24 protein-coding genes are annotated in these 26,464 nt (G+C 71.2%); 3 read left to right on the top strand and 21 right to left on the bottom strand.

Translation table 11 applies throughout. The annotated features are described in order from the left end of the window. Positions 1–63: 63 nt before the first annotated feature. From carB to pyrR, 6 genes are all read right to left on the bottom strand, one after another. Positions 64–3,384 carry a carbamoyl-phosphate synthase large subunit gene (gene carB / locus ABZ707_RS24740; RefSeq protein WP_360178951.1) on the bottom strand — a complete coding sequence of 1,107 codons (3,321 nt, stop codon included), beginning with the start codon at positions 3,382–3,384 and terminating at the stop codon, positions 64–66. Next, positions 3,377–4,546 carry a glutamine-hydrolyzing carbamoyl-phosphate synthase small subunit gene (gene carA / locus ABZ707_RS24745; protein WP_360178954.1) on the bottom strand — a complete coding sequence of 390 codons (1,170 nt, stop codon included), beginning with the start codon at positions 4,544–4,546 and terminating at the stop codon, positions 3,377–3,379. Before carA ends, carB begins: the two co-directional genes overlap by 8 nt. Continuing rightward, positions 4,543–5,181, bottom strand: a complete 639-nt coding sequence (locus ABZ707_RS24750; protein WP_360178956.1) for a hypothetical protein — start codon at positions 5,179–5,181, stop codon at positions 4,543–4,545. Before ABZ707_RS24750 ends, carA begins: the two co-directional genes overlap by 4 nt. Then, a complete protein-coding gene (locus ABZ707_RS24755) occupies positions 5,178–6,464 on the bottom strand; it encodes a dihydroorotase (RefSeq protein WP_360178959.1) in 1,287 nt (428 codons plus the stop codon). Before ABZ707_RS24755 ends, ABZ707_RS24750 begins: the two co-directional genes overlap by 4 nt. Positions 6,465–6,466: 2 nt before the next feature. After that, positions 6,467–7,528, bottom strand: a complete 1,062-nt coding sequence (locus ABZ707_RS24760) for an aspartate carbamoyltransferase catalytic subunit (RefSeq protein ID WP_360178962.1) — start codon at positions 7,526–7,528, stop codon at positions 6,467–6,469. Positions 7,529–7,613: 85 nt separating this feature from the next. Further along, positions 7,614–8,201: a bifunctional pyr operon transcriptional regulator/uracil phosphoribosyltransferase PyrR gene (gene pyrR / locus ABZ707_RS24765; protein ID WP_360178964.1), complete on the bottom strand. Its 588-nt coding sequence runs from the start codon at positions 8,199–8,201 to the stop codon at positions 7,614–7,616. A gap of 216 nt (positions 8,202–8,417) precedes the next feature. On the opposite strand from pyrR, the gene bldD reads away from it, so the two are divergent. After that, a complete protein-coding gene (bldD, locus tag ABZ707_RS24770) occupies positions 8,418–8,918 on the top strand; it encodes a transcriptional regulator BldD (RefSeq protein WP_005319862.1) in 501 nt (166 codons plus the stop codon). 247 nt (positions 8,919–9,165) lie between these two features. On the opposite strand, the gene nusB is transcribed toward bldD, so the two are convergent. The 14 genes from nusB to ABZ707_RS24840 form a co-directional block, all read right to left on the bottom strand. Further along, positions 9,166–9,594, bottom strand: coding sequence for a transcription antitermination factor NusB (nusB, locus tag ABZ707_RS24775; RefSeq protein WP_319681392.1), 429 nt, complete (start codon positions 9,592–9,594; stop codon positions 9,166–9,168). A 2-nt stretch (positions 9,595–9,596) separates the two neighbouring features. Next, positions 9,597–10,163, bottom strand: a complete 567-nt coding sequence (efp, locus tag ABZ707_RS24780; protein ID WP_319681393.1) for an elongation factor P — start codon at positions 10,161–10,163, stop codon at positions 9,597–9,599. A 50-nt stretch (positions 10,164–10,213) separates the two neighbouring features. After that, positions 10,214–11,317, bottom strand: a complete 1,104-nt coding sequence (locus ABZ707_RS24785) for a M24 family metallopeptidase (protein ID WP_360178968.1) — start codon at positions 11,315–11,317, stop codon at positions 10,214–10,216. Positions 11,318–11,387: 70 nt separating this feature from the next. Further along, a complete protein-coding gene (locus ABZ707_RS24790; protein WP_360178971.1) occupies positions 11,388–12,290 on the bottom strand; it encodes a Pro-rich N-terminal domain-containing protein in 903 nt (300 codons plus the stop codon). A gap of 121 nt (positions 12,291–12,411) precedes the next feature. Continuing rightward, the gene (gene aroQ, locus ABZ707_RS24795; protein ID WP_360178974.1) at positions 12,412–12,852 is read right to left on the bottom strand and encodes a type II 3-dehydroquinate dehydratase; all 441 of its coding nucleotides are present in this window, start codon (positions 12,850–12,852) and stop codon (positions 12,412–12,414) included. Further along, complete coding sequence (gene aroB, locus ABZ707_RS24800; protein WP_360178977.1) at positions 12,849–13,943, bottom strand: 3-dehydroquinate synthase; 1,095 nt, start codon at positions 13,941–13,943, stop codon at positions 12,849–12,851. The genes aroQ and aroB overlap by 4 nt, the downstream gene beginning before the upstream one ends. Then, entirely contained in the window at positions 13,940–14,530 is a 591-nt protein-coding gene (locus ABZ707_RS24805; protein ID WP_360178980.1) for a shikimate kinase, read from the bottom strand. Before ABZ707_RS24805 ends, aroB begins: the two co-directional genes overlap by 4 nt. Then, positions 14,527–15,711 carry a chorismate synthase gene (aroC, locus tag ABZ707_RS24810; RefSeq protein WP_360178983.1) on the bottom strand — a complete coding sequence of 395 codons (1,185 nt, stop codon included), beginning with the start codon at positions 15,709–15,711 and terminating at the stop codon, positions 14,527–14,529. Before aroC ends, ABZ707_RS24805 begins: the two co-directional genes overlap by 4 nt. Positions 15,712–15,890: 179 nt before the next feature. Further along, positions 15,891–16,736 carry a shikimate dehydrogenase gene (locus tag ABZ707_RS24815; protein WP_360178986.1) on the bottom strand — a complete coding sequence of 282 codons (846 nt, stop codon included), beginning with the start codon at positions 16,734–16,736 and terminating at the stop codon, positions 15,891–15,893. Continuing rightward, positions 16,714–18,519, bottom strand: a complete 1,806-nt coding sequence (gene mltG / locus ABZ707_RS24820) for an endolytic transglycosylase MltG (RefSeq protein ID WP_360178988.1) — start codon at positions 18,517–18,519, stop codon at positions 16,714–16,716. Before mltG ends, ABZ707_RS24815 begins: the two co-directional genes overlap by 23 nt. A 122-nt stretch (positions 18,520–18,641) precedes the next feature. Then, positions 18,642–19,106 carry a Holliday junction resolvase RuvX gene (gene ruvX, locus ABZ707_RS24825; protein ID WP_360178990.1) on the bottom strand — a complete coding sequence of 155 codons (465 nt, stop codon included), beginning with the start codon at positions 19,104–19,106 and terminating at the stop codon, positions 18,642–18,644. A 51-nt stretch (positions 19,107–19,157) separates the two neighbouring features. Continuing rightward, positions 19,158–21,827 (bottom strand): alanine--tRNA ligase, encoded by a 2,670-nt coding sequence (gene alaS / locus ABZ707_RS24830; RefSeq protein WP_360178992.1) that lies wholly within the window; start codon positions 21,825–21,827, stop codon positions 19,158–19,160. Beyond that, positions 21,827–22,162, bottom strand: a complete 336-nt coding sequence (locus ABZ707_RS24835; RefSeq protein WP_360178994.1) for a hypothetical protein — start codon at positions 22,160–22,162, stop codon at positions 21,827–21,829. The genes alaS and ABZ707_RS24835 overlap by 1 nt, the downstream gene beginning before the upstream one ends. Before the next feature lie 7 nt (positions 22,163–22,169). Then, positions 22,170–22,592 carry a DUF948 domain-containing protein gene (locus tag ABZ707_RS24840; RefSeq protein WP_360178996.1) on the bottom strand — a complete coding sequence of 141 codons (423 nt, stop codon included), beginning with the start codon at positions 22,590–22,592 and terminating at the stop codon, positions 22,170–22,172. Between the two features lie 168 nt (positions 22,593–22,760). Between ABZ707_RS24840 and ABZ707_RS24845 the strand changes: the two genes are divergently transcribed. Beyond that, on the top strand, positions 22,761–24,947 hold the full coding sequence (locus ABZ707_RS24845) for an NACHT domain-containing protein (protein ID WP_360178998.1): 2,187 nt from the start codon (positions 22,761–22,763) through the stop codon (positions 24,945–24,947). A gap of 25 nt (positions 24,948–24,972) precedes the next feature. Here the strand turns inward: ABZ707_RS24845 and rpsD are convergent, their stop codons facing one another. Further along, complete coding sequence (gene rpsD / locus ABZ707_RS24850; protein WP_161311511.1) at positions 24,973–25,587, bottom strand: 30S ribosomal protein S4; 615 nt, start codon at positions 25,585–25,587, stop codon at positions 24,973–24,975. Between the two features lie 180 nt (positions 25,588–25,767). On the opposite strand from rpsD, the gene ABZ707_RS24855 reads away from it, so the two are divergent. Continuing rightward, positions 25,768–26,460 carry a DUF2470 domain-containing protein gene (locus ABZ707_RS24855; RefSeq protein ID WP_360179001.1) on the top strand — a complete coding sequence of 231 codons (693 nt, stop codon included), beginning with the start codon at positions 25,768–25,770 and terminating at the stop codon, positions 26,458–26,460. Positions 26,461–26,464 lie beyond the last annotated feature (4 nt).

The following is a 26,464-nucleotide window of genomic DNA, read 5'->3' on the forward strand; positions in this document are numbered from 1 at the left end:
TCTTTCCTCATGAGAAGGGGGACACCGGTCCGGTGTCCCCCTTCGGGCCTACTGCTGGAACGGTCAGTCCTCGCGGGCCGCGATCAGATGCCGCGCGTGCTCCTGGAGCGACCGCACCCCGACGTCGCCGTGATTCAGGGCGTCGATGCCCTGGACCGCGGCGGCCAGCGCCTGGACGGTCGTCAGGCAGGGGACGCCGCGCGCCACGGCCGCCGTACGGATCTCGTAGCCGTCGAGACGGCCGCCGGTGCCGTAGGGCGTGTTCACGATGAGGTCGATCCCGCCCTCGTGGATGAGCTGGACGACGGTCTTCTCCCCGTCCGGCCCCGGGCCCTCGCTCTGCTTGCGTACGACGGTGGCGCTGAGGCCGTTGCGCTTGAGGACCTCGGCGGTGCCGGAGGTGGCGAGCAGCTCGAAGCCGTGCGCGACCAGTTCGCGCGCCGGGAAGATCATCGAGCGCTTGTCGCGGTTGGCGACGGAGATGAAGGCGCGTCCCTTGGTGGGCAGCGGGCCGTAGGCCCCGGCCTGCGACTTGGCGTACGCCGTGCCGAAGGCCGAGTCGATGCCCATGACCTCACCGGTGGAGCGCATCTCCGGGCCGAGGACGGTGTCCACCCCGCGGCCGTGGCTGTCGCGGAAGCGGGACCACGGCATCACGGCCTCCTTGACGGAGATCGGCGCGTCGAGCGGCAGCGTGCCGCCGTCGCCGTGCGAGGGCAGCAGGCCCTCGTCGCGCAGCTCGGCGATGGTGGCGCCGAGCGAGATGCGGGCGGCGGCCTTGGCGAGCGGTACGGCGGTCGCCTTGGAGGTGAAGGGGACCGTCCTGGACGCGCGGGGATTGGCCTCCAGGACGTACAGGATGTCTCCGGCCATGGCGAACTGGATGTTGATCAGTCCGCGGACGCCGACACCCTTGGCGATCGCCTCGGTGGAGGTGCGCAGCCGCTTGATGTCGAAGCCGCCCAGGGTGATGGGGGGCAGGGCGCACGCCGAGTCGCCGGAATGGATGCCGGCCTCCTCGATGTGCTCCATCACTCCGCCGAGGTACAGCTCCGTGCCGTCGTACAGCGCGTCGACGTCGATCTCGATGGCGTCGTCGAGGAAGCGGTCGACCAGCACCGGTCGGCTGGGGCTGATCTCGGTGGACTCGGCGATGTAGGTGGCGAGCCGCTCCTCGTCGTACACGATCTCCATGCCCCGGCCGCCGAGGACGTACGACGGCCGTACGAGGACGGGGTAGCCGATCTCGTCGGCGATGGCCTTGGCCCCGGCGAAGGTGGTGGCCGTGCCGTGCTTGGGCGCGGGCAGCCCGGCCTCTTCGAGGACCCGGCCGAAGGCGCCGCGGTCCTCGGCGGCGTGGATCGCCTCCGGCGGCGTGCCGACGACCGGTACGCCGTTGTCCTTGAGCGCCTGGGCGAGGCCGAGCGGGGTCTGGCCGCCGAGCTGCACGATGACACCGGCGACCGGTCCCGCGAGCGTCTCGGCGTGCACGATCTCCAGGACGTCCTCCAGGGTGAGCGGCTCGAAGTAGAGCCGGTCGGAGGTGTCGTAGTCGGTGGAGACCGTCTCGGGGTTGCAGTTGACCATCACGGTCTCGTAGCCGGCCGCGCTCAGCGCGAAGGAGGCGTGGACACAGGAGTAGTCGAACTCGATGCCCTGGCCGATGCGGTTGGGGCCCGAGCCGAGGATGATCACGGCGGGCTTCTCGCGCGGCGCGACCTCGCTCTCCTCGTCGTACGAGGAGTAGAAGTACGGGGTCTTCGCGGCGAACTCGGCGGCGCAGGTGTCGACCGTCTTGTAGACGGGACGCACACCGAGGGCGTGCCTGACCTCGCGGACCACGTCTTCGCGCAGGCCCCGGATCCCGGCGATCTGCGCGTCGGAGAAGCCGTGCCGCTTCGCCTCGGCGAGCAGCTCGGGCGAGAGCTTCGAGGCGCCGGCCAGCTCGTCCGCGTACTCCTTGATCAGGAAGAGCTGGTCGACGAACCAGGGGTCGATCTTTGTCGCGTCGAAGACCTCCTCGGGCGTGGCGCCCGCCCTGATCGCCCGCATGACGGTGTTGATCCGGCCGTCGGTGGGGACCTTGGCGGTCTCCAGCAGCGCGTCCTTGTCGGCGGCGGTGCCCGGGTCGCCGCTGAAGGAGAACTGGCTGCCCTGCTTCTCCAGCGAGCGCAGTGCCTTCTGGAGTGCCTCGGTGAAGTTGCGGCCGATGGCCATGGCCTCGCCGACCGACTTCATCGTGGTGGTGAGGCTGGCGTCGGCGGCCGGGAACTTCTCGAAGGCGAAGCGCGGCACCTTGACGACCACATAGTCGAGCGTGGGCTCGAAGGACGCGGGGGTCTTCTCCGTGATGTCGTTGGGGATCTCGTCCAGCGTGTAGCCGACGGCGAGCCGGGCCGCGATCTTCGCGATCGGGAAGCCGGTGGCCTTGGAGGCGAGCGCGGAGGAGCGGGAGACGCGCGGGTTCATCTCGATGACGATGACCCGGCCGTCCTCGGGGTTGACCGCGAACTGGATGTTGCAGCCGCCGGTGTCGACACCGACCTCGCGGATCACGGCGATGCCGATGTCCCGCAGGATCTGGTATTCGCGGTCGGTGAGCGTCATCGCGGGCGCGACGGTGATCGAGTCACCGGTGTGCACGCCCATCGGGTCGAAGTTCTCGATGGAGCAGACGACCACGACGTTGTCGTTCTTGTCGCGCATCAGCTCCAGCTCGTACTCCTTCCAGCCGAGGATGGACTCCTCCAGGAGCACCTCGGTGGTCGGGGAGAGCATCAGCCCCTGGCCGGCGATCCTGCGGAGGTCCTCCTCGTTGTGGGCGAAGCCGGACCCGGCGCCGCCCATGGTGAAGGAGGGCCGGACGACGACGGGGTAGCCGCCGAGCGTCCCGACGCCGGACAGGACGTCGTCCATGGAGTGGCAGATGACCGAGCGGGCCGACTCGCCATGGCCGATCTTGGCGTGTACGGCCTCGACGACCCCCTTGAACAGGTCGCGGTCCTCGCCCTTGTTGATCGCCTCCACATTGGCGCCGATCAGCTCGACGCCGTACTTGTCGAGGGTGCCGGCCTCGTGCAGCGAGATCGCGGTGTTGAGCGCGGTCTGGCCGCCGAGGGTGGGCAGCAGCGCGTCGGGGCGCTCCTTGGCGATGATCTTCTCGACGAACTCGGGGGTGATCGGCTCGACGTAGGTCGCGTCGGCGATCTCCGGGTCCGTCATGATCGTGGCCGGGTTGGAGTTGACCAGGATGACGCGCAGGCCCTCGGACTTGAGGACCCGGCACGCCTGGGTGCCCGAGTAGTCGAACTCAGCGGCCTGGCCGATGACGATCGGTCCTGAACCGATGACCAGGACGGACTGGATATCGGTGCGCTTAGGCACGCTGGCCCTCCATCAGGGAGACGAAACGGTCGAAGAGGTACGCGGCGTCGTGCGGGCCGGCGGCCGCCTCGGGGTGGTACTGGACGCTGAAGACCGGCCGGTCGAGCATCCGCAGGCCCTCGACCACGTTGTCGTTGAGGCAGACGTGGGAGACCTCGGCGCGGCCGTACGGGGTGTCGGAGACCCGGTCGAGGGGGGCGTCGACGGCGAATCCGTGGTTGTGGGCGGTGACCTCGACCTTGCCCGTCGTGCGGTCCTGCACGGGCTGGTTGATGCCGCGGTGACCGTACTTCAGCTTGTAGGTGCCGAAGCCGAGCGCGCGGCCGAGGAGCTGGTTGCCGAAGCAGATGCCGAAGAGCGGTGTGCCGCGCTCCAGTACGCCCTTGACGACACTGAGGTCGGCGGTGGCCGGGTCGCCGGGGCCGTTGGAGAGGAAGACGCCGTCGGGACCGGCCGCGTACACCTCGTCGAGGGTGGCGGTGGCGGGCAGGACGTGCACCTCGATGCCCCGTTCTGCCAGCCGGTGCGGGGTCATTCCCTTGATGCCCAGGTCGAGCGCGGCGACGGTGAAGCGCTTGGTGCCGATGGCGGGGACGATGTACGTCCGCTCCGTGGCGACCTCCGCGGAGAGGTCGGCCCCGGTCATCTCGGGGGCCTGGCGCACCCGTGCCAGCAGCGCCGCCTCGTCGGCCGGTCCGGCGCCGGAGGCACCGGTGAGCGCCTCGCCGGAGAAGATGCCGACGCGCATCGCGCCGCGTTCACGCAGATGGCGGGTGAGCGCGCGGGTGTCGACACCGCTGATGCCGACGACGCCCTGGGCGACCAGTTCCTCGTCGAGCGAGCGGCGCGAGCGCCAGTTGGAGGGGGTGCGCGCGGGGTCGCGGACGACATAGCCGGAGACCCAGATCCGCCTCGATTCGGGGTCCTCGTCATTGACGCCGGTGTTGCCGATGTGCGGGGCGGTCATGACGACGACCTGGCGGTGGTACGACGGGTCGGTGAGGGTCTCCTGGTAGCCGGTCATGCCGGTGGAGAACACCGCCTCGCCGAAGGTCTCCCCCACGGCCCCGTAGGCGCGGCCGCGGAAGGTGCGGCCGTCCTCCAGGACGAGTACGGCGGGAAGCGCCGCTCGCTGGGCGCTTCCCCGGGTGGAGGTGGTCATCGTGCGGGGCCTTCCGTCGTGGTGGATGTCGTCGTGGATGCGGGGGTGGATGCCGTGAGGGACCGGGCCAGGGAGTTGACGGCGGCGGCCCAGGCGGGGTGCTCGGCGGAGCGGTCGGAGCGGAAGCCGGAGTCGATCAGCGTGTCGCCGTGCTGCCAGGTGACGATCAGCAGACCGCCCTCGGCGAGGACCTTGCCCGCGATGCCCTTGTCGAGCCGGGCCCCGCGGAGCCGGCCCGCCGGGACGAAGAAGTCGTTCGCGCCGGGGCGTACGACCTCCAGACCGGCGTCGGTCAGGGTCAGTTCGGCCCTGCTGCGGGCGCCCAGGCCATGGGCGACGATGCGGTCGAGCCACTGCCCGGCGGTGGTCGAGCCGTGGTAGCGGCCGGTCAGTACCGGCAGGGGCGCGCCGTCGGCACCGGGGACGGCCGCGCCGGGGGTCTCCGGCGGCGCGGGCAGCTCAGGCAGCCCGGACTGGAGGCTGCCGCGCCACTTCCATCCCTGGCGCATCAGCCAGTACACGAACGCGATGAAGAGCAGCAGACCGATCACCCAGCCGAGCCGGGCGGCCCAGTCGGTCACGTCCGCCGATTTCCGCTCGGCGGCCAGCGTCAGGAGGAGCTTCGCACTTGTCACGCCAGAATCCCGTCGACGACCGTGGCGCGGCCCCGCAGGAAGGTGTGGGTCACGCGTCCCGGCAGCTCGCGTCCCTCGTACGGGGTGTTGCGGCTGCGGGAGGCGAAGCCCTTGGGGTCCACGACACCACGGTAAGCCGGATCGACCAGGGTCAGGTTGGCGGGCTCCCCCGCCGCCACGGGCCTGCCGTGGCCCGCCAGACGGCCGATGCGGGCCGGGCGGAAGGACATCCGGTCGGCGACGCCCGCCCAGTCGAGCAGGCCGGTGTCGACCATCGTCTGCTGGACGACGGAGAGCGCCGTCTCCAGGCCCACCATGCCCATGGCGGCCGCGGCCCACTCGCAGTCCTTGTCCTCGTGCGGGTGCGGGGCGTGGTCGGTGGCGACACAGTCGATGGTGCCGTCGGCGAGGGCCTCGCGCAGGGCCGTCACATCGGCTTCCGTGCGCAGCGGCGGGTTCACCTTGTAGACGGGGTTGTACGAGCGCACGAGCTCGTCGGTGAGCAGGAGGTGGTGCGGGGTGACCTCGGCGGTGACGTTCCAGCCCTGGGACTTCGCCCAGCGGACCAGGTCGACCGAGCCGGCCGTGGAGAGATGGCAGATGTGGACCCGGGAGCCGACATGGGCGGCGAGCAGGACATCGCGGGCGATGATCGACTCCTCGGCGACGGCCGGCCAGCCACCGAGACCCAGCTCGGCGGAGACCACGCCCTCGTTCATCTGGGCGCCCTCGGTGAGCCGGGGCTCCTGGGCGTGCTGGGCGATCACTCCGTCGAAGGCCTTCACATACTCCAGCGCCCGGCGCATGATCACGGCGTCGTCGACGCACTTGCCGTCGTCGGAGAAGACCCGGACCCCGGCGGCGGAGTCGTTCATCGCGCCCAGCTCGGCGAGCTGCTTGCCCTCCAGTCCTACGGTGACGGCGCCGACGGGCTGCACATCGCAGTAGCCGGACTCCCGGCCGAGCCGCCAGACCTGCTCGACCACACCGGCGGTGTCGGCGACCGGGAAGGTGTTGGCCATGGCGTGCACGGCGGTGAAGCCGCCGACGGCGGCGGCCCTGGTGCCGGTGAGGACGGTCTCGGAGTCCTCGCGGCCCGGCTCGCGCAGATGGGTGTGCAGATCGACCAGACCGGGCAGCAGGATCCGCCCCGCGGCCTCGACGACGGTCGCGTCACCGGGCTCGATCCCGGTGCCGACGCGGGCGATGGTCTCGCCGTCGATCAGGACGTCCCGCACCTCGCCGCCGAGTACCTTCGCGCCCCGTACAAGGGTCTTGCCCATGGTTACTTGCTCTCCTCGGAGTCTGTGGCGGGCGCGAGACGCGCCGGATCTGGGTTGGTGGCGGCCGACGGGCGGGAGTGGGTGACGGCGGGCTCGTTGCCGCCGAGCAGCAGATAGAGCACTGCCATCCGGATCGAGACGCCGTTGGCGACCTGTTCGACGGCCGTGCAGCGGTCGGAGTCGGCGACCTCGGCGGTGATCTCCATACCGCGGTTCATCGGGCCCGGGTGCATCACGACGGAGTGCTCGGGCATCCGGGCCATCCGGTCGCCGCCCAGGCCGTAGCGGCGGGAGTACTCGCGCTCGGTCGGGAAGAACGCGGCGTTCATCCGCTCCCGCTGGACGCGCAGCATCATCACCGCGTCGGACTCGGGCAGCACCCGGTCGAGGTCGTACGACACCTCGCAGGGCCACCGCTCGACGCCGATCGGCACCAGGGTGGGCGGGGCGACCAGGGTGACCCGGGCGCCCAGCGTGTGCAGCAGCAGGACATTGGAGCGGGCGACCCGGCTGTGCAGCACATCGCCGACGATGGTCACCCGCCGGCCGTCGAGACCGCGCCCGATGCCGGTGTCCGGGCCGACCAGGCGGCGGCGCAGGGTGAAGGCGTCCAGCAGCGCCTGGGTGGGGTGCTCGTGGGTGCCGTCGCCGGCGTTGACGACCGCGCCGTCGATCCAGCCGGAGGTGGCCAGCCGGTAGGGGGCGCCGGAGGCGCCGTGCCGGATGACGACGGCGTCCGCGCCCATCGCCTCCAGGGTCAGCGCGGTGTCCTTGAGCGACTCGCCCTTGGACACGGAGGAGCCCTTGGCGGAGAAGTTGATGACATCGGCCGACAGCCGCTTGGCGGCGGCCTCGAAGGAGATCCGGGTCCTGGTCGAGTCCTCGAAGAAGAGGTTGACGACGGTACGGCCGCGGAGGGTCGGCAGCTTCTTGATGGGCCGGTCGGCGACCCGGGCCATCTCCTCCGCGGTGTCGAGGATCAGGACGGCGTCGTCACGGCTGAGATCGGCGGCCGAGATGAGATGGCCGGGTGTGCGGGGGTTTGCCCCTGGGAGGCGCAGCATCGGGAGGGCTCCGGTGTGTGGAGGTGTGCGGGCGTGCGGGCGCGCCGGCGCGGCCGTACGGGACGGAGGGCGTACGGAGACGCCGCTACTGCTCGCCGGACGCGGCGGGCTGCCTCAGGCCGAGCAGCACGGTGTCCCGGCCGTCCTCCTCGGCGAGCTGCACCTTGACCGTCTCCCGCAGCGAGGTGGGGAGGTTCTTGCCGACGTAGTCGGCGCGGATCGGCAGCTCGCGGTGGCCTCGGTCGACGAGCACGGCGAGCTGTACGGCCCGCGGCCGGCCGATGTCGCCGAGCGCGTCGAGGGCGGCGCGGATCGTTCTGCCGGAGAAGAGCACGTCGTCGACGAGGACCACCAGGCGTCCGTCGACGCCGTCACCGGGAATGTCGGTGCGGGCCAGCGCGCGGGCGGGCCGCAGGCGCAGGTCGTCGCGGTACATGGTGATGTCGAGGGAGCCGACGGGGATCGAGCGGCCGGTGATCTCCGCGAGTTTGCCGGCCAGCCGGCGGGCCAGATAGACGCCGCGGGTGGGAATGCCCAGCAGCACCACATCGTCCGCGCCCTTGGCGCGTTCGACGATCTCGTGGGCGATACGGGTGAGAACCCGTGCGATGTCGGGCGCCTCCAGCACGGGGCGCGCGATGCCGGAGCTCTCCGGCGGGTTTTCCGTGTCCATGCGAAACGGACCTCCTTCTCCGCCTCACGGGACGGACCTTAAAGGACGTCGGGATGTCTGAATTACGCCACCCAAGCTACCAGGGGCCGCCGGAACGCCGTGTACCGCCCCTCTTCCGGGGCTCCGCGGAGGGCCCCCCGGCCTCCCCGGCTTGACGCATCCAAGTAACGCTGCGTAACCTCACAGTGAGTTACCAGACTTCGTCCGGGGAGCTATATGTCCAGCGAATACGCAAAGCAGCTCGGGGCCAAACTCCGCGCCATCCGCACCCAGCAGGGCCTCTCGCTCCATGGCGTGGAGGAGAAGTCCCAGGGCCGCTGGAAGGCCGTGGTGGTCGGTTCGTACGAGCGCGGCGACCGTGCCGTCACGGTGCAGCGCCTCGCCGAGCTGGCTGATTTCTACGGGGTCCCGGTGCAGGAACTCCTCCCGGGCACCACGCCCGGCGGAGCGGCCGAGCCGCCGCCGAAGCTCGTTCTGGACCTGGAGCGGCTGGCCCATGTGCCGCAGGAGAAGGCGGGCCCGTTGCAGCGTTACGCGGCGACGATCCAGAGCCAGCGCGGCGACTACAACGGCAAGGTCCTGTCGATCCGCCAGGACGACCTGCGGACGCTCGCCGTGATCTACGACCAGTCGCCGTCGGTCCTGACCGAGCAGCTCATCAGCTGGGGCGTCCTGGACGCGGACGCCCGCCGTGCGGTCGCCCACGAGGAGAGCTGACCGAACCGGGAACAAAACAGCAGAAACGTCACCTCCGGAGGGCGGACCCGTGGTAGGGGGCCGCCCTCCGCTGCGTCCGGAGAGGCGGGTGCCCCCGGTGCGCGGACTCGCGCGGGCCGCGCCCGGCGCCCGCGAGGCCCGGTACGCGCCAGGCCCGAAGCAGAAGACGAGCGGTCTTCTGCTTCGGGCCTGGCGAGCCGAGCGGGCGCGGCAGCCGGATCCCGGGCCTCCGGGAAGGCCCCGGGGCTCAGACGCGGCGCAGACTCGGCTTGAGGTCCTTGAAGCGGCCCAGCAGGCCGTTCACAAAGGACGGGGAGTCGTCCGTGGAGAACTCCTTGGCGAGCTGTACCGCCTCGTCGATCACCACCGCGTCCGGGGTGTCGTCCACCCACACCAGCTCGTACGCGCCGAGCCGCACGATGTTCCGGTCGACGACCGGCATCCGGTCGATCGTCCAGCCCACCGAGTAGGTGGAGATCAGCTCGTCGATACGGTCCGCGTACTCGGCGTACCCCTCGACCAGCTCCATGGTGTACTCGCCCACCGGCGGCTGGCGCTCGTCGGTCCGGGCATGCCGAATCCAGTCCGCGAGGACCGTCTGCACGGGCGCCCCGCGCTGGTCGGCCTCGAAAAGGATCTGGAAGGCGCGCTTACGGGCCTTGTTCCGGGCAGCCACGGTTAGCTGTTCACCCGGCCGAGGTACTCGCCGGAGCGCGTGTCGACCTTGATCTTCTCGCCGGTGGTGATGAAGAGCGGGACACCGATCTCGTAGCCGGTCTCCAGGGTGGCGGGCTTGGTGCCGCCGGTGGAGCGGTCGCCCTGCACGCCCGGGTCGGTGTGCTGCACGACCAGTTCGACGGCGGCGGGCAGCTCGACGTAGAGCACCTCGCCCTCGTGTGTGGCGACGCTGGCCGTGAACCCCTCGATGAGGTAGTTGGCCGCGTCACCGACGGACTTGCGGTCGACCATGAGCTGGTCGTACGTCTGCATGTCCATGAAGACGTAGTACTCGCCGTCCATGTACGAGAACTGCATGTCACGGCGGTCAACGGTGGCCGTGTCGACCTTCACACCGGCGTTGAAGGTCTTGTCGACGACCTTGCCGGAGAGCACGTTCTTGAGCTTGGTGCGTACAAAGGCCGGGCCCTTGCCGGGCTTGACGTGCTGGAACTCGACGACGGACCAGAGCTGGCCCCCGTCGAGCTTGAGCACCAGGCCGTTCTTGAGGTCGTTCGTGGAAGCCACGGTTGCGGAATCTCCTGGACTGAAAGCTGGTGGACGACCGGGAGTGCGCGCTAGAGCGCGAGCAGCTCCTTGGTCGTGATGGTGAGTAGCTCCGGCCCGCCGTCCGCCTCGGGGCGGACGACGAGCGTGTCATCGATCCGGACACCGCCCCGGCCCGGGAGGTGGACCCCCGGTCCGACGGTGACCGGCACGCAAGCGTCCAGTTTACCCATGGCCGCAGGGGCGAGCTGCGGGTCCTCGTCGATTTCGAGCCCGACCCCGTGCCCCGTACGGGGAGGGAGCCCCTCGGCGTACCCGGCCGCCTCCAGCGGCTGACGGGCCGCGCGGTCCACGTCGCGGTAGCCGGCGCTCGGTACGAGAGCCTCCCGACCTGCCCGTTGTGCCGCGAAGACCAGCTCGTACAGCTCGATCTGCCAGTCGTCGGGTGAGGTGCCGATGACAAAGGTCCGCCCGATGAGACAGCGGTATCCCCGGTAGTCGGCACCGAGGCTGACCGTGAGGAAATCACCCTCCTCGACCCGGCGGTCCGACGGATGGTGCCCGTGGCGGCCGGAGTTGGGGCCGGTGGCGACATTGGTCGGGAAGGCGGGGCCCGCGGCGCCGTGATCGACGAGCCGCCGCTCCAGCTCCAGCGCGAGATGGCGTTCGGTGCGGCCGACCAGGATCGACTCCAGCAGTTCACCCAGCGCCTGGTCGGCGATCTCGGCCGCGATCCGCAGACAGCCGATCTCCTCCTCGTCCTTGACGATGCGCTGCTGCTCGACGGCGCAGCCCAGGTCCGCGAGGCGCAGCCGGGGTGCCACGGAGCCAATCGCCCGGTGTCGGGCGACGGTCAGATGGTGTTCTTCAACGGCGAGCGACTCCACGCCCGCCCGTACGAGGATCCCGGCCGCCGCGACCGCGGGGTCGCCGGTCGTGGTGGGCAGGACGATCCCCCGCAGCCGCTCGTCGACCCGTCCGTCGGCGGCGCCCAGCGGGGTGCGGGGGCTGAGCAGCGTGTCCTCGTCGGGGCCGAGCAGCAGCACGGCACCCGGCAGCGCCCCGCCCGCGAGATAGCGGACATTGGCGGGGCGGGAGACCAGGGCCGCGGCATTGCCTGCCGCGGCACACCGGTCGCGCAGCCGCGCGCGGCGGGCCGCATACACGTCTGACATGATCCGAGCGTATGAGCGAACGCGCCACCCGGCCGGTTCAGCGCGTCCGACTGGGGGCCGTCCGCGCGGCCTACCAGCTCGGCGGGCTGGCGAGCGCGCGGGCCAGGACGTCGTCGAGGACCCGGGCCGTGGTCTCCACGTCATAGCTGGAGTTGTCGATGATGGGCAGCCCCGATCCGTACCAGCCGGCCATCCGGCCGTGGATGCCGGCCACCTCCTCGTCGGCGAGCCGGCGGTTTCCGCTGCGGGCCGCGTTGCGCTCCAGCACGATCTCCAGGCCGGGGAGCAGCACGACGGGCAGCAGCCCCGGGCCGACATGGCGCTTCCAGCCGCCGAGTCCGACGACCGGCCGGTCCGGGAAGACCGCGTCGTCCAGGATGCAGGAGATGCCGTTGGCCAGGAAGTTGCGGGCGGCGAAGCCGCAGGTGCGGCGGGCCAGCCGGTACTGCGCCTCGGAGTGGTCGTTCCAGCCGGCCTGGGGGTCGGCGAAACCGGAGCAGACCCATTCGCGGACGTCGTCCAGGCTGATGTGCGCGGTGGACACGCGGCGGCGCTGCGCCCAGTGACGCGCGACGGTGGTCTTGCCGGCGCCGGCCGGGCCGATGAGCAGCACGGCGAGCGTCGCGGCGCCGGTGCCGCCGTCCGCGGACGGCGGGGGCGGTACGGGCACCGGGCCGCCGGGCGGGAGCCGGATGTGCCCGGTGGAGTCCGGGGGCGGCGGTGCGGCCGGCGGGCCCGGCGGCGGTACGGGCGCCTGCCCGGGCGCGCCCGGACGGACTCCGGGAGCGTGCTGCGGCGGGGGCGGCGGGCCCTGCGCGGGTCCCGCTCCGGTCCAGCCCGGCGCGGGCCGCTGTCCCTGGTGCGGGCCGGGCCCTGCCGGCGAGCCCGGCGGCGGTGCCTGCTGCGACCATCCGCCCGCTCCCTGCCCCGGCCCCCGAGGAGGCGGCAGCGGAGCCCCCACTGCGTGCTGCATCCGGTGCCACTCCGTCTCGTACGACTGACGCTGGTCGGCGGCCCCGGGGCCGCGTGCTACCGAACGGTACCGCCCCCGGCCGCCACCACGGCAACGGCCGGGGTCCCTTCCAGGTGCCCGGTCAGCCGGTCAGTTCCTCGGCGAGGGCCCGCAGGGCGAGCCGGTACGAGCCGATTCCGAAGCCCGCGACCGTTCCGCTGGCGACGGCCGCGACCACCGAGGTGTGCCGGAACTCCTCACGGGCGTACGGATTCGAGATGTGCACCTCGATGAGGGGCGCGGTGCGCTGGGCCGCAGCGTCCCGCATTCCGTACGAGTAGTGGGTGAAGGCGCCCGGGTTGAGAACGACCGGAATCGCACTGTCCGCGGCCTCGTGGAGCCAGCGGATCAGCTCTCCCTCGTCGTTCGTCTCGCGTACGTCGACGTCGAAGCCGAGTTCCTTGCCCAGCGTGCGGCAGGTGTCCACCAGCCCGGCGTACGAGGTCGCGCCGTAGACATCGGGCTCACGCGACCCGAGACGGCCGAGGTTGGGCCCGTTGAGGACGAGGACCCGGCGGGTCACGCGGACACCTCCCCGTACGCCGCGAGCAGCACGGCCGGGTCGGGCCCCTCCAGCACGGTCGGCTTGGCGAGACCGTCCAGCACGATGAAGCGCAGCAGGTCGCCGCGGGACTTCTTGTCGACCTTCATCGTCTCCAGCAGCCGGGGCCACTGGTCGCCCCGGTAGGTCAGCGGCAGCCCGACGGACTCCAGGACGGAGCGGTGCCGGTCGGCGGTGGCGTCGTCGAGACGGCCGGCGAGACGGCCCAGCTCGGCGGCGAAGACCATGCCGACGGAGACGGCGGCGCCGTGCCGCCACTTGTAGCGCTCGTTCTTCTCGATGGCGTGCGCCAGCGTGTGGCCGTAGTTGAGGATCTCGCGCAGCCCGGATTCCTTCAGGTCGTTGGAGACGACCTCGGCCTTGACCCGGATAGAACGCTCGATCAGCTCGGCGGTGTGCGTGCCGGCGGGGGTACGGGCGCCCGCCGGGTCGGCCTCGACCAGATCGAGGATCGCCGGGTCGGCGATGAACCCCGCCTTGATGATCTCGGCCATGCCGCTGACGTAGTCGTGGACGCCCAGCGAGTCCAGCGCGGCCAGGTCGCAGAGGACCCCGGCCGGCGGGTGGAAGGCGCCGACGAGGTTCTTGCCCTCGGCGGTGTTGATGCCGGTCTTGCCGCCCACCGCCGCGTCGACCATGGCGAGCACGGTCGTCGGTACGGCGATCCAGCGCACTCCGCGCAGCCAGGTCGCGGCGACGAACCCGGCCAGGTCGGTGGTGGCCCCGCCGCCGACGCCGATGATCACGTCGGTGCGGGTGAAGCCGGTCTGGCCGAGCGCCTTCCAGCAGTACGCGGCGACCTCGACGGTCTTGGCCTCCTCCGCGTTGGGCACCTGGATCGCGACGGCTTCGTACCCCTGCTCCGCGAGGTCCTGGCGCAGCGCCTCGCCCGTCCCGGCGAGCGCCTCCGGGTGCAGCACGGCGACCCGTCTGGCCTTCGGGCCGATGAGCGCGGGCAGTTCGCCGAGGAGCTGCCGGCCGACCAGCACCTCGTACGGGTCGTGCCCTGCCGTGCCGCCGACCTGGATACGGGTGACTGCCTGGTCCGTCATGCGTGGTTCTCCTTGTCGGCGGTCCGGGGGTCCTCGGTACCGGCCGCCGGTGCGGCGGTCCCCGGAAGGTGCTTCAGCTCCAGGGCGTCGAGGACGGCCTCCGCGACCTCTTCCGGCGAGCGGTCGTCGGTCGCGACCACCACCCGGGCCACATCGGTGTAGTGATGGCGGCGCGCCTCCATCAGCAGCTTCCACTGCTGGCGGGGGTTGACGGCGAGCAGCGGGCGCGCGGTGTTCAGCCCGACGCGCTTGATCGCCTCACCGACCTCCATCGACAGGTAGACGACGGGCAGCCCGGTGAGCAGTTCGCGGGTGGCGGCGTCGAGGATGGCGCCGCCGCCGAGGGCCAGGACGCCCGTGTGCTCGGCGACCGCGAGCCGTACCGCTTCCCGCTCCAGCTCACGGAAGCGCGGCTCGCCCTCGTCGACGAAGATGTCGGAGATCGACTTCTGCCGCGCGGCGACGATGTCGGCGTCGCTGTCCCGGAAGCCCGTGCCGAGACGTGCGGCGAGCAGCTCACCGACGGTGGACTTGCCGACCCCCATCGGGCCGACCAGCACAATGGCCGGTCCGCTGTCCGCGCTCATCGGATCTGGAGGTTGTCGAGGTACGAGCGGACATTGCGGCGCGTCTCCGGGACGCTGTCGCCGCCGAACTTCTCGGCGACCGCGTCCGCGAGGGTCAGCGCGACCATGGCCTCGGCGACGATGCCGGCGGCCGGCACGGCGCAGACGTCCGAGCGCTGGTGGTGGGCCTTCGCGGCCTCACCGGTGGCCACGTCGATGGTGGCGAGCGCGCGGGGCACGGTGGCGATGGGCTTCATCGCGGCCCGTACCCGCAGCAGCTCACCCGTCGTCAGACCGCCCTCGGTACCGCCGGAGCGGCCGGAGGCACGCCTGACGCCTTCGTCGGTCGCGAGGATCTCGTCGTGCGCCTGGGATCCCGGCACCCGCGCCAGACCGAAGCCGTCACCGATCTCGACGCCCTTGATGGCCTGAATGCCCATCAGCGCGGCTGCCAGGCGTGCGTCGAGCCGGCGGTCCCAGTGGACGTGCGAGCCGAGGCCGACCGGCACTCCGTAAGCCAGCACCTCCACGACACCGCCGAGGGTGTCGCCGTCCTTGTGGGCCTGGTCGATCTCGGCGACCATCGCCTCGCTCGTGTCCGCGTCCAGGCAGCGCACCGGGTCGGCGTCCAGCTTCGCCACGTCGGACGGCACGGGGTACACGCCGTAGGGCGCTTTGGCGGCGGCCAGCTCGACCACATGGGACACGATCTCGATCCCGGCCGTCTCCTTGAGATACGACCGCGCCACGGCGCCGAGCGCGACCCGGGCCGCGGTCTCCCGGGCGCTGGCGCGCTCCAGGACCGGCCGGGCCTCGTCGAAGCCGTACTTCTGCATCCCCGCGAGATCGGCGTGGCCGGGCCTCGGCCGGGTCAGCGGCGCGTTGCGGGCCAGCTCGGCCAGGACGGCGGGATCGACCGGATCGGCCGCCATGACCTGTTCCCACTTGGGCCACTCGGTGTTTCCCACCATGATCGCGACGGGCGATCCCATGGTCAGGCCATGCCGGACACCGCCGAGGAAGGTGACCTCGTCACGCTCGAACTTCATCCGCGCGCCGCGCCCATAGCCGAGGCGCCGCCGGGCCAGGTGGTCCGCGACGATCTCCGTGGTGATGGGTACGCCCGCGGGAAGACCCTCCAGCGTCGCGACGAGTGCGGGGCCGTGCGACTCCCCTGCGGTCAGCCAGCGCAACCTGCTCAACGGTGCTCCTCATCCTCGCGCCTGGAACTGCAGTGGCGCGACCGGGTGCGCGGCCCTGGCCCGCCATCTCCGATCCTCCCACGCCCATGGCGCGGCCCGGCCTCCGGTCCAACCGGCGGACGGCGTGCCGGGGCCGGGGACAGCCGTCGCACGGTGTGGCAAACCGGCCGGGACGGGATCTATCGCGCTTCGAGCGCCTTTTCGCCCGCCTTCCGCATCAGCGCGAGCGGCGCCGGCGAGCGTCCCGTCATCCGCTCGACCTGGAGCACCGCCTGGTGCACCAGCAGGTCGAGACCGCCGACGACCGGACAGCCCCGGGCCGACCAGGCGGCGGCGAGGGCCGTGGGCCAGGGGTGGTACAGCACGTCGAAGAGTGTGCCGGGACGCCCGGGGACCCGGAGGGCCAGCTCGTCGGTGGCACCGGCCGGGGTGGTGGCGATCACCAGCGGCGCCTCGAAGGCCAGGGCGGCGTCGGCCCAGCCGGCGATACGGACGTCGACACCGAGCCGTTCGCCCCAGCCGCGCATCTCGGCCGCCCGGGTCTCACCGCGCACATACGCCGTGACGGGCCCCGTGCAGATCCGGGCGAGCGCCGCGAGCGCCGAGGACGCGGTCGCGCCCGCGCCCAGGACGGCCGCGGACTCCACCGTGTCCACACCGTGCTCGCCCAGCGCGGCGATCATGCCGGGGATGTCGGTGTTGTCCCCCACCCGCCGGCCGTCGTCACCGAAGACGACCGTGTTGACGGCCTCGACGGCCGCCGCGGTCTCGGTCACCTCGTCGAGCAGCGGTATGACCGCCCGCTTGAGCGGCATGGTCAGCGACAGCCCGGCCCAGCGGTCGTCGCCCAGCTTCGCGAAGAAGCCGGGGAGCCCGGCCTCGTCCACCTCGAAGCGGTCGTACGACCAGTGGGTGAGCCCGAGACCCGCGTACGCGGCGCGGTGCAGCACCGGGGAGAGGGAGTGGGCGATGGGCGACCCGAGGACGGCCGCCCTGCGCGCCTCAGCCTGTGCCCTGACGGTCATTGAACTTTTCCTTGAGCGTCTGGAATTCGGCATAGGTCTTGGCGAACTCGGTCTTGTGTTTTCCGTCGGTCGCCACGAAGTACAGCCAGCCGTCCTCCGTCGGATCCAGGGCCGCGGCCAGCGCCTCGTTGCCCGGGTTGCCGATGGGCCCGGGGGTGAGGCCCTTCTGGGTGTAGGTGTTGTACTTGTCCTTGTTGCTGTTGATCTCGGACTCGCTGATCGCGATCTTGCTCTGGCCCTTGAGGTAGTTGAAGGCGGAGTCGAACTGGAGGAGCTGGTTCGTCTCGGTGTTGGTGGGCTTGAGACGGTTGTAGACGACCTCGGCCATCTTGCGGAAGTCCTCGTGCGTCTTGCCCTCCGCCTGGACAAGGCTGGCGACGGTGACCAGTTCCCACGGGCTTTCGAGGCCGAGCCGCTTGGCGTTGTCCGCCAGGTCGAGCCGGGTGTACTCCGCGTTCGCCTGAGCGACCATCTTCTTGAGGACGGCCTCCGGCTTTGTCCCCTTCGCGACCGGATAGCTCGCGGGATAGAGGAAGCCCTCCAGCGGATCCTTGACCGACGGGTGGTTCCTGGCCCAGGCCGGCAGACCGAGATTCGCGGCCTGTTCCTTGGCGACCCCCTGGGTGGTGCCCTCCGGAAGACCGAGCCGCTTGTCGATCTGCTTGTAGACGACGACGTTGCGTGTGCCCGGAGGGATGATCAGGGACTCGCGGCTGCTGGGCTTGAGCATCTGCGTCACGGCGTTCGCCGCCGACATGCCCTTGCTGAGCGAGTAGACGCCCGCCTGGATCATGTTGCCCTTGGGGTTGCCCCGCTGGGCGGCCACAAAGGCGCCCTGACTCTTCACCACACCGTTCTTGACCAGGATCGCGGCGATCTCGTAGCCGCCGGCCCCCTGGGGAATCTCGACCTGGACCGAGCCGGAGCCCTTGCCCGAATAGTCCGGCGGCGCGCCGAACTTGGCCTGCCAGAACTGGTAGCCGAAGTAGCCGACGCCACCGACACCGCCCGCGAGCACCACCGTCAGGAACAGGCACGCGCAGCCGTTGCGGCTCTTCTTCTTCGTCTTGCCGCGGCGCTCACGGCCATTGCCGCGCCGGTCCACGCCCGGGTCGCCGTCGTGCTCGCCGTCGTCGTCGCGGCCCTCGTCACCAGTGAAGAAGGGATGGTCCTCCTCCTTCTGCGGATCGGCGTCCCACTCGGTCTCCGGCTCGGGCTCGGGCTGCCGCCGACCGGGCGGCTGAGGCGGCGGAAACGCGTCGGGAGTGCCGTAATAGTCCTGGTTCTCCCCATAGGCGCCGCCCTGCTGCGCCTCATAAGGGGGCACAGCGTTTCCGGCGTAGGGCATCGTCGCCTGCTGGCCGGTGTCCCAGCCGCCGTTGTACTGGGGGTCGACATACTGCTGCTGCTGATGTTGCTGCTGCTGCTGATGCAGTGTCTGGGCCTGGGCCTGGGCCTGCGCCTGCGCCTGCGCCTGGGCCTGCTGAGGCTGCTGCTGGGGATCGACGTACTGCTGGGGGTCGTATCCCGGCTGCCCACCGTGCTGCGGCACGCCGTTCCCGTCGTACTGCGGCTGCTGGTAAGCCTGCTGGTACGGGTCCTGACCTGCCCCGTACTGCCCCTGGGTCTGGGGATGCTGCTGCGGCGGATAGTGCTGCTGCGGCTGCCCGCCGTAGGGAGCATGGCCGTCTGTGGGCTGCTGTGCTCCCCACCCCTGGTCCCCGTACAGGGGATCCTCGGGGTGCCACGGTGCGGAGCCGGGGCCCCGGCCATAGTCAGTCATCGATCCCCTAGAGCCGCGAGGCGGCGTCGCCGAGCGCAGTGACACGGCGGTCGTTCGCCTCTTCATTGTGCGGCGGCTGTTCGAAACACCACCGCATCGCGCGGAACGTTACCGTATCGCGATCAGATGACCACTTCGACGCCCTCACCGGGAGCACTTCCAGAGACCCGTTCGGCCTCCAGCGCACTCTGGAGGATGACGACCGCCGCCACCTGGTCGATGACGGACCGGCCCTTCTTGGACGTGACGCCCGAGGCGCGCAGTCCCTGACCGGCCGTCACCGTACTCATGCGCTCGTCGACCAGCCGTACCGGCAGCGGCGCGATGCCCCGGGCCACCTCCTGGGCGAACACACGTACCTTCGCGGCGGCCGGTCCTTCGCCACCGTTGAGGGACCGGGGCAGCCCGATCAGCACCTCGAGCGGCTCGTACTCCTCGACAAGCTGCCGCAGCCGCCGGTGGGCGGCCGGGACATCGCGTCCCGGCACGGTCTCCACCGGCGTGGCGAGGATCCCGTCGGGGTCGCACGAGGCGACCCCGATCCGGGCGTCACCGACATCGATCGCGAGACGGCGTCCTCGGCGCACGGCGTCAGACCTCTTTCCCGCGGTGTGTCTCTCCGACCGCGCGAGCCCGGTTCATGAGATCTCGGAGACAAGGCGTTCGACGGCAGCCATGGCGTCACCGACGGCGGCCGGGTCCTGCCCGCCGCCCTGGGCGACGTCCGGCTTGCCGCCACCGCCGCCACCGAGGGTCTTGGCGGCGGTACGGACCAGGTCACCGGCCTTGAGACCGCGCTCACGGGCGGCCTCGTTGGTGGCGATGACCGTCAGCGGACGTCCGTTCGCCGTGGTGAACAGCGCCACGACGGCCGGCCGGCCGCCCGGGATACGGCCCCGGACATCGAGGACCAGCTTGCGCAGATCGTCGGCCGAGGTGCCGTCCGGGACCTGCCCGGTCACCAGGGCGGTGCCCCGTACGTCGACGGCGCTCGCGGCCAGCCCGGCGGCGGCGGCGAGGACCTTCTCGGCACGGAACTTCTCGATCTCCTTCTCGGCATCCTTCAGCTTGGCGAGCATGCCGGAGATCTTCTCGGGCAGCTCCTCGGGGCGGCCCTTGACCAGCTCCTGGAGCTGGGCGACGACGGTGTGCTCCTTGGCGAGGAAGTTGTACGCGTCCACGCCGACCAGGGCCTCGATGCGCCGCACTCCGGAGCCGATCGACGATTCGCCGAGCAGCTTCACCAGGCCGAGCTGGGCCGTGTTGCCGACGTGCGTACCGCCGCACAGCTCCTTCGAGAAGTCACCGATGGTGACGACACGGACCCGCTCGCCGTACTTCTCGCCGAACTCGGCGATGGCGCCCTGCTTCTTGGCCTCGTCGATGCTCATGACCTCGGCCCGGACGTCCAGTTCACGGGCGAGCACTTCATTGATCTTCTGCTCGACGTCGGTGAGGACCGTGCCGGGCACGGCGGCCGGCGAACCGAAGTCGAAACGGAAGCGTCCCGGCGAGTTCTCCGAACCGGCCTGGGCGGCCGTCGGGCCGAGGGCGTCGCGCAGCGCCTGGTGCGTGAGATGGGTGGCGCTGTGGGCGCGGGCGATGGCGCGGCGGCGCGTGATGTCGATGGCGGCGTGCACCGGGGCGCCCACCGTCACCTCGCCGACCTGCACCGAACCCTTGTGCACGGTGACACCGGGGACCGGCTGCTGGACATCGCGGACGTGGATGACGGCGCCGGTGTCGAGCCTGATCCGGCCCTGGTCGGCGAGCTGGCCGCCGCCCTCGGCATAGAACGGGGTGCGGTCGAGCACGACCTCGATGTCGTCGCCCTCGGAGGCCGCGGGCGACGGCACGCCGTCGACCAGCAGGCCGACGATGGTCGATTCGCCCTCGGTGGAGGTGTAGCCGGTGAACTCGGTGGCGCCGCTGCCGTCGGCGACCGCGCGGTAGGCGGAGAGGTCGGCGTGGCCGGACTTCTTGGCCCTGGCGTCGGCCTTGGCCCGCTCCCGCTGCTCCTTCATCAGGCGGCGGAAGCCGTCCTCGTCCACGGACAGGCCCTGTTCGGCGGCCATCTCCAGGGTGAGGTCGATCGGGAAGCCCCAGGTGTCGTGGAGCAGGAAGGCCTTGTCGCCGGTGAGGACCCGGCCGCCGGAGGCCTTGGTCTCGGTGACGGCGGTGTCGAGGATGTTGGTGCCCGCCTTGAGCGTCTTGAGGAAGGCGGCCTCCTCGGCGAGGGCCACGGTCTCGATGCGCTTGCGGTCGCTCTCCAGCTCCGGGTACTGGTCGCCCATGGTCTTGATGACCACGTCGACCAGTTCGGCGACGACCGGCTCGGTGGCGCCGAGAAGCCGCATATTGCGGATGGCGCGGCGCATGATGCGGCGCAGCACATAGCCGCGGCCCTCGTTGCCGGGCGTGACACCGTCACCGATGAGCATCACGGACGTACGCATGTGGTCGGTGACTACCCGCAGCGAGACGTCGGAGGCGTGGTCGGCGCCGTAGCGCACCCCGGTCAGCTCGGTGGCCTTGTCGATGACCGCCATCGAGGTGTCGATCTCGTACATGTTCTGCACGCCCTGCAGGATCATGGCGAGGCGTTCGAGACCGAGACCGGTGTCGATGTTCTGGGACGGCAGGTCACCGAGGATCTCGAAATCGTCCTTGCCGGTGCCCTCGCCGCGCTCGTACTGCATGAAGACCAGGTTCCAGATCTCCACGTAGCGCTCGTCGTTGACGGCGGGGCCGCCCTCGACGCCGAACTCCGGGCCCCGGTCGTAGTTGATCTCGGAGCACGGGCCGCAGGGTCCGGGCACACCCATGGACCAGAAGTTGGGGCCCATGCCGAGACGCTGGATGCGCTCGGCCGGTACGCCCACGACATCACGCCAGATGCGTTCGGCCTCGCCGTCCTCCTGGTAGACGGTGATCCAGAGCTTCTCGGGCTCCAGGCCGAAGCCGCCGTCCGCCACCGAGCCGGTGAGCAGCTCCCAGGCGAGCTTGATGGCGCCTTCCTTGAAGTAGTCCCCGAAGGAGAAGTTGCCGCACATCTGGAAGAAGGTGCCGTGCCGGGTGGTCTTGCCGACCTCTTCGATGTCCGGCGTACGCACGCACTTCTGCACGCTGGTGGCGCGCTGGAACGGCGGCTTGACCTCGCCGAGGAAGTACGGCTTGAAGGGCACCATGCCCGCCGGGACCAGCAGCAGAGTCGGGTCGTCCGCGATGAGCGACGCCGAAGGGACGACGGTGTGCCCGCGCTCCTCGAAGAAGCTCAGCCAGCGGCGGCGGATTTCAGCCGACTCCATCAGTGGTCCTCATTCCGGTTGTGCGGGTTGTAGGAGTTCTTGGTCCTGGGGTGAGCGGTCTGCTCGATGGCGGCGATACGCCGGGGCGCCGGAAGCGCGGGGTCGGCGGGTGCCTCCAGGCCCAGCGCCTCTCCCAGCTCGGCCTCGCGCCGCGCCATCCCCGCCCTGACGTCAACAGCGAATTCCCTCAGCTTGTGCCCGGCTTCGAGCGCCTTGTCCGCCGCCTGGGCGGCGAGGCTCTCCGGGGTGAGCTGCCTGAGCTTGCGGTTGACCTTGGTGGTGGCCCAGACGCCTGCGGCCACGCCTGTGGTGAACCAGAACGTACGGCGGAACATCGCTGCGTCAGCCCTTCTTCCTGCGGCGGGCCGCCGGCACCGTGCGGCCGACCACCGTGCGGCGGGGCGCACCGGCGGCCGGTGCGCTCCTGCGTCCCAGGGCCTGCCGTACGCCGTAGCCGAATGCCGCCACCTTCACCAGGGGTCCGCCGAAGGTCGAGGCGACCGTCGTGGACAGCGCCGAGGCGTTGGAGGTGACTTCCTGGACGTCCGTCGCGATGGCGTCGACCCGGTCGAGCTGCGTCTGTGCGGAGCGGACGGTCGCGGACGCGTCCGCGAGCAGCGGAACGGCCTGTTCCGTCACATCCGCCACAAGCCGGGTGGCGGCCTTGAGCGTCTGGGCCAGTCTCACCAGCACCACGGCCAGGAAGGAGACCAGAATCGCCCAGAACACGGCCACCAGGATCCCGGCAACCTCTCCACCGGTCACGCCGCACCGCTCCCTGATCGTTGACGGTCCTCTGGAAGGCGACTGGAAAGTCGTCCTCCGACCCTATCGCGCCGGCGGTCGCGTCCCGTACCGCATTACCCTCCGCCGGAACCGGGGGCGACCGCGAGATTGTACGGAGTGCTGCCGGATGAGTACTCTGCGTGTGCCATGCGCCGTTCCTTCCGCTCCGGCCCTTCCTCCGACGGGCCTCCCCCGGTCCCGGGCAATCTCCCCGTCGAGCTGAGCCCTTTCGTGGGGCGCGCGGAGGAGCTGTCCGCGCTGACGGAGCGCCTCGGCCGGTCCAGGCTGGTGACGGTGGTGGGAGTCGGCGGGGTCGGCAAGACCCGCTTGGCCGTCCGGGCGGCCCACCTGGCGAAGAAACGCTACTGCGACGGGGTCTGGTTCGCCGACCTGTCCACGCTGCGCGCCCCCGGGCTGCTGGAACACGCCCTCGCCGACGCGCTCGGACTGACCGACCACAGCAGCAGACCGCCCCGCCGGGTGCTGGCCGACCATCTCGCCCCGCGCCGGCTGCTGCTCGTCCTGGACGGCTTCGAGCGGCTCGTCGACGAGTGCGCCGCGCTGGTGGCCGAACTGCTGCGCCGCGCACCGGGGCTGCGGGTGCTCGCCGCGGGCCGCAGGACGCTGCGGGTGGAGGGTGAGCTGCCCTTCCCGCTCGCGCCGATGACGGACGAGGACGCGCTCCTGCTCTTCACCGAGCGGGCGGCTTCCGTGCTGCCCGGCTTCGGGCCCGCCGACGCCGAGCGCCCCGCCGTACGGGAGCTCTGCCGCCGGCTCGACTGCCTCCCGCTCGCCCTGGAACTGGCGGCCGGACGGCTGCCCGCGCTCTCCGTGGAGCAGGTGCTCGACCGCGTCGGCGACCGGTTCCGGGTGCTCACCGAGGGCCGGCGGGACGCGCCGGCGCGCCACCGGACGCTCAGGACGGCGATCGGCTGGAGCCATGAGCTCTGCACCCCGCCGCAACGGCTGCTCTGGGCACGGCTGTCGGTCTTCGCCGGGCCGTTCGAACTGGAGGCGGCCGAGTATGTCTGCGGCGGTCCCGAACTGCCGTCCGAGAGCGTCGTCGACGAGATCGCCGAGCTGATCAGCCAGTCCCTGCTGGTCCGCGAGGAGACACCGGCGGGGGTGCGCTACCGGATGCTGGACACGGTCAGGGCCTACGGCGCCGGGTGGCTGGACGCCCTGGACGACACCGGACGGATGCGCCGGCGCCATCGCGACTGGTACATGGGCCTGGTGACCTGGTACGAGCTGGACTGGTTCGGCCCGCGCCAGGCGCAGGTCGCGGTCGGCACGGACAGCGCGCTGCCCAATCTCCGCGCGGCGCTCGAACTCTGTCTGGAGACGCCCGGTGAGGCCCGGCTGGGCCAGCATCTGGCGGGCACGCTCTGGTTCTACTGGGCCGGCTGCGGCCGGCTCACCGAGGGACGGCACTGGCTGGAGCGGGCCCTCGCGCTGGACACCCCCTCCGACGAGGCACGGCTGAAGGCGCTGTGGGTCCTGGGATATGTGGCGGTCCTCCAGGGCGACGGCCCGGCGGCGGTGGGCGCGCTGTACGAGTGCCGGGAGGAGGCGGCCCGTACCGGCAACGCGCACGCGCACGCCTACGCCGTGCACCGGCTGGGATGTCTGGCGCTGCTCTCCGACGACATGCCGCGGGCGGAACGGCTGCTGCGTTCGGCGCTCGCCGCCTACCAGGAGCTGGGAGAACTCAACAGCAATGTGCTGATGGGCCGGGCCGAACTGGCCATGTCACTGGTCTTCCAGGGCGATCTGGACGCGGCGGTCGCCCTGTGCTCTGAGGTCCGCGAGGTCTGCGAGGACAGCGGCGAACGCTGGGCCAGGGCGTACGCCCTCTATGTGCTGGGCTACGCGGCCTGGACCCGCGCGGAGTACGCCGGGGCACGTGCCCTGGTCGCCGAGTCCATCACCATCCACCACACCTTCAACGACCTGGTCGGGCTGGTGCTGGCGGTCGAGCTGATGGCGCTGGTGACGGCGAGCGAGGGCGATCCGGCCGAGGCCGCTGTCCTCCAGGGAGCCGCGACCCGGCTGTGGGAACCGGTCGGCGTCCCGCTGTTCGGCTCCGGCTACTTCGGTGCGCCGCGCGCGCTGTGCCGGCGGCGGGCCGGTGAGCTGCTCGGCCGGGAGCGGTACGAGGCGTACGCGAGCGAGGGGCGCGGGCTCTCCGCGGCCGCGGCCGTCCGCAGGGCGCTCGGCGGACAGCCTGCCGTCCCGGCCCCGGCGCCGGCCTCCGGCGCGCGCCGGCCCGCCCGGAACAAGCGGAAGCCCGCCGGCTCCCCCACCCGGAAGGGCGGGGAAGCGGCGGGCTGAAGCGCTGGTGAGTCCGCGCGCCGCGTCAGCGGGCGTAGTACTCGACGACGAGCTGCTCGTCGCAGATGACCGGGATCTCCTTGCGCTGCGGGTCACGGTCCAGGCGGAACGCCAGGGCCTTCAGGTTGACCTGCAGGTAGCGCGGGGTCTCGCCGTCGGTGTCGTAGCCACCCTCGCGCGCGACCTGGAAGGGGACCTTCTCACGGCTGCGCTCGCGGACCATCACGACATCGTCGGGACGGACACGGAAGGACGGCTTGTCGACCTTGCCGCCGTTGACCTCGATGTGACCGTGGACGACCATCTGGCGGGCCTGGTAGATGGTGCGGGCGATGCCCGACCGCAGGACCAGCGCGTCGAGACGGCGCTCGAGCTCGACGACCAGGGCCTCGCCCGTCTTGCCCTCGGCCTTCTTGGCGCGGTCGTAGGCGCGGGCCATCTGGCGCTCGCTGATGTCGTACTGGGCGCGCAGGCGCTGCTTCTCCAGCAGACGGACCTTGTAGTCACTGTTCTGCTTGCGTCCACGACCGTGCTCACCCGGCGGGTAGGGACGGGCCTCGAAGTACTTGACAGCCTTGGGCGTCAGCGCGATACCGAGCGCACGCGACTTCTTGACCTTGGGACGCGACTGGTTAGGCACGTTCTCCAGACCTCCGTTGTAGGTTAGGTTAGGCTCACCTTACTCAAAGGAGATCGCATGTCTCGCCCTGGGAACACCACGCGCATCACAGACAGTCACGGCACCGCGCAGGGCACCGAATCGACGGAGGTCCGATCAGCTCATGGTCAGCCGCGTCCCAGCGGGCTTGAAATCGATCGGATGCCGTCAGCAGCCGAACGCACACGAACTCTCGTACAGAGTACATGCTCGGCAGTGCTGCTCATTCCAGGTCTGAACGGGGCCCGGAGCCACCAGTTGATGCCGGACGCCCGCACCGTCGGGCCCGAGGGCGAGGTCTTCCTGGTGTTCCCCGCCGGCTCTCCCGCCGTACGCGCCGCGGCCCACGCGCAGGACGACGAGCTGAGCGCGGTGCTGGAGGTCACGGATGTCGCGCCCGTCTCCGTACCCCACCGTATCCGGGGCCGCGCCTCGCTCTCCGGGTGGCTCACCCGGGAGCCCGCGCTGTCGGAGCCCGGGCGGGTGATGCTCCGGCTGGAGGTGGGCGAAGCGTCCGTGGACGACCTCTGGGGCGCCGGCCCGGTGCGCCCAGAGGACTTCGCCGCCGCCGTGGCCGACCCGCTGATGGAGCACGAGGCGGAGCTGCTCCAGCATCTGCACGCCGCGCACAGCGGGGAGGTCCAGGGGCTGCGCCGACTGCTCGGGGAACGGGGCGGGGCGACGGCCGGAGGCGGCACGGCCGCCGTCCCCGTCGCCCTCGACCGCTTCGGGCTGCGGGTCCGCTTCACCGGTGTCCAGTGCTTCGACGCCCGCTTCGACTTTCCGGAGCCGGTGCGCACTGTGCACGAGCTGCGCCGGGCCATGCACACGCTCTTCGACGCGGCCGCGTCGTAGCGGC

Source organism: Streptomyces sp. NPDC006923, from assembly GCF_040635655.1.
Classification (GTDB): Bacteria; Actinomycetota; Actinomycetes; order Streptomycetales; family Streptomycetaceae; genus Streptomyces.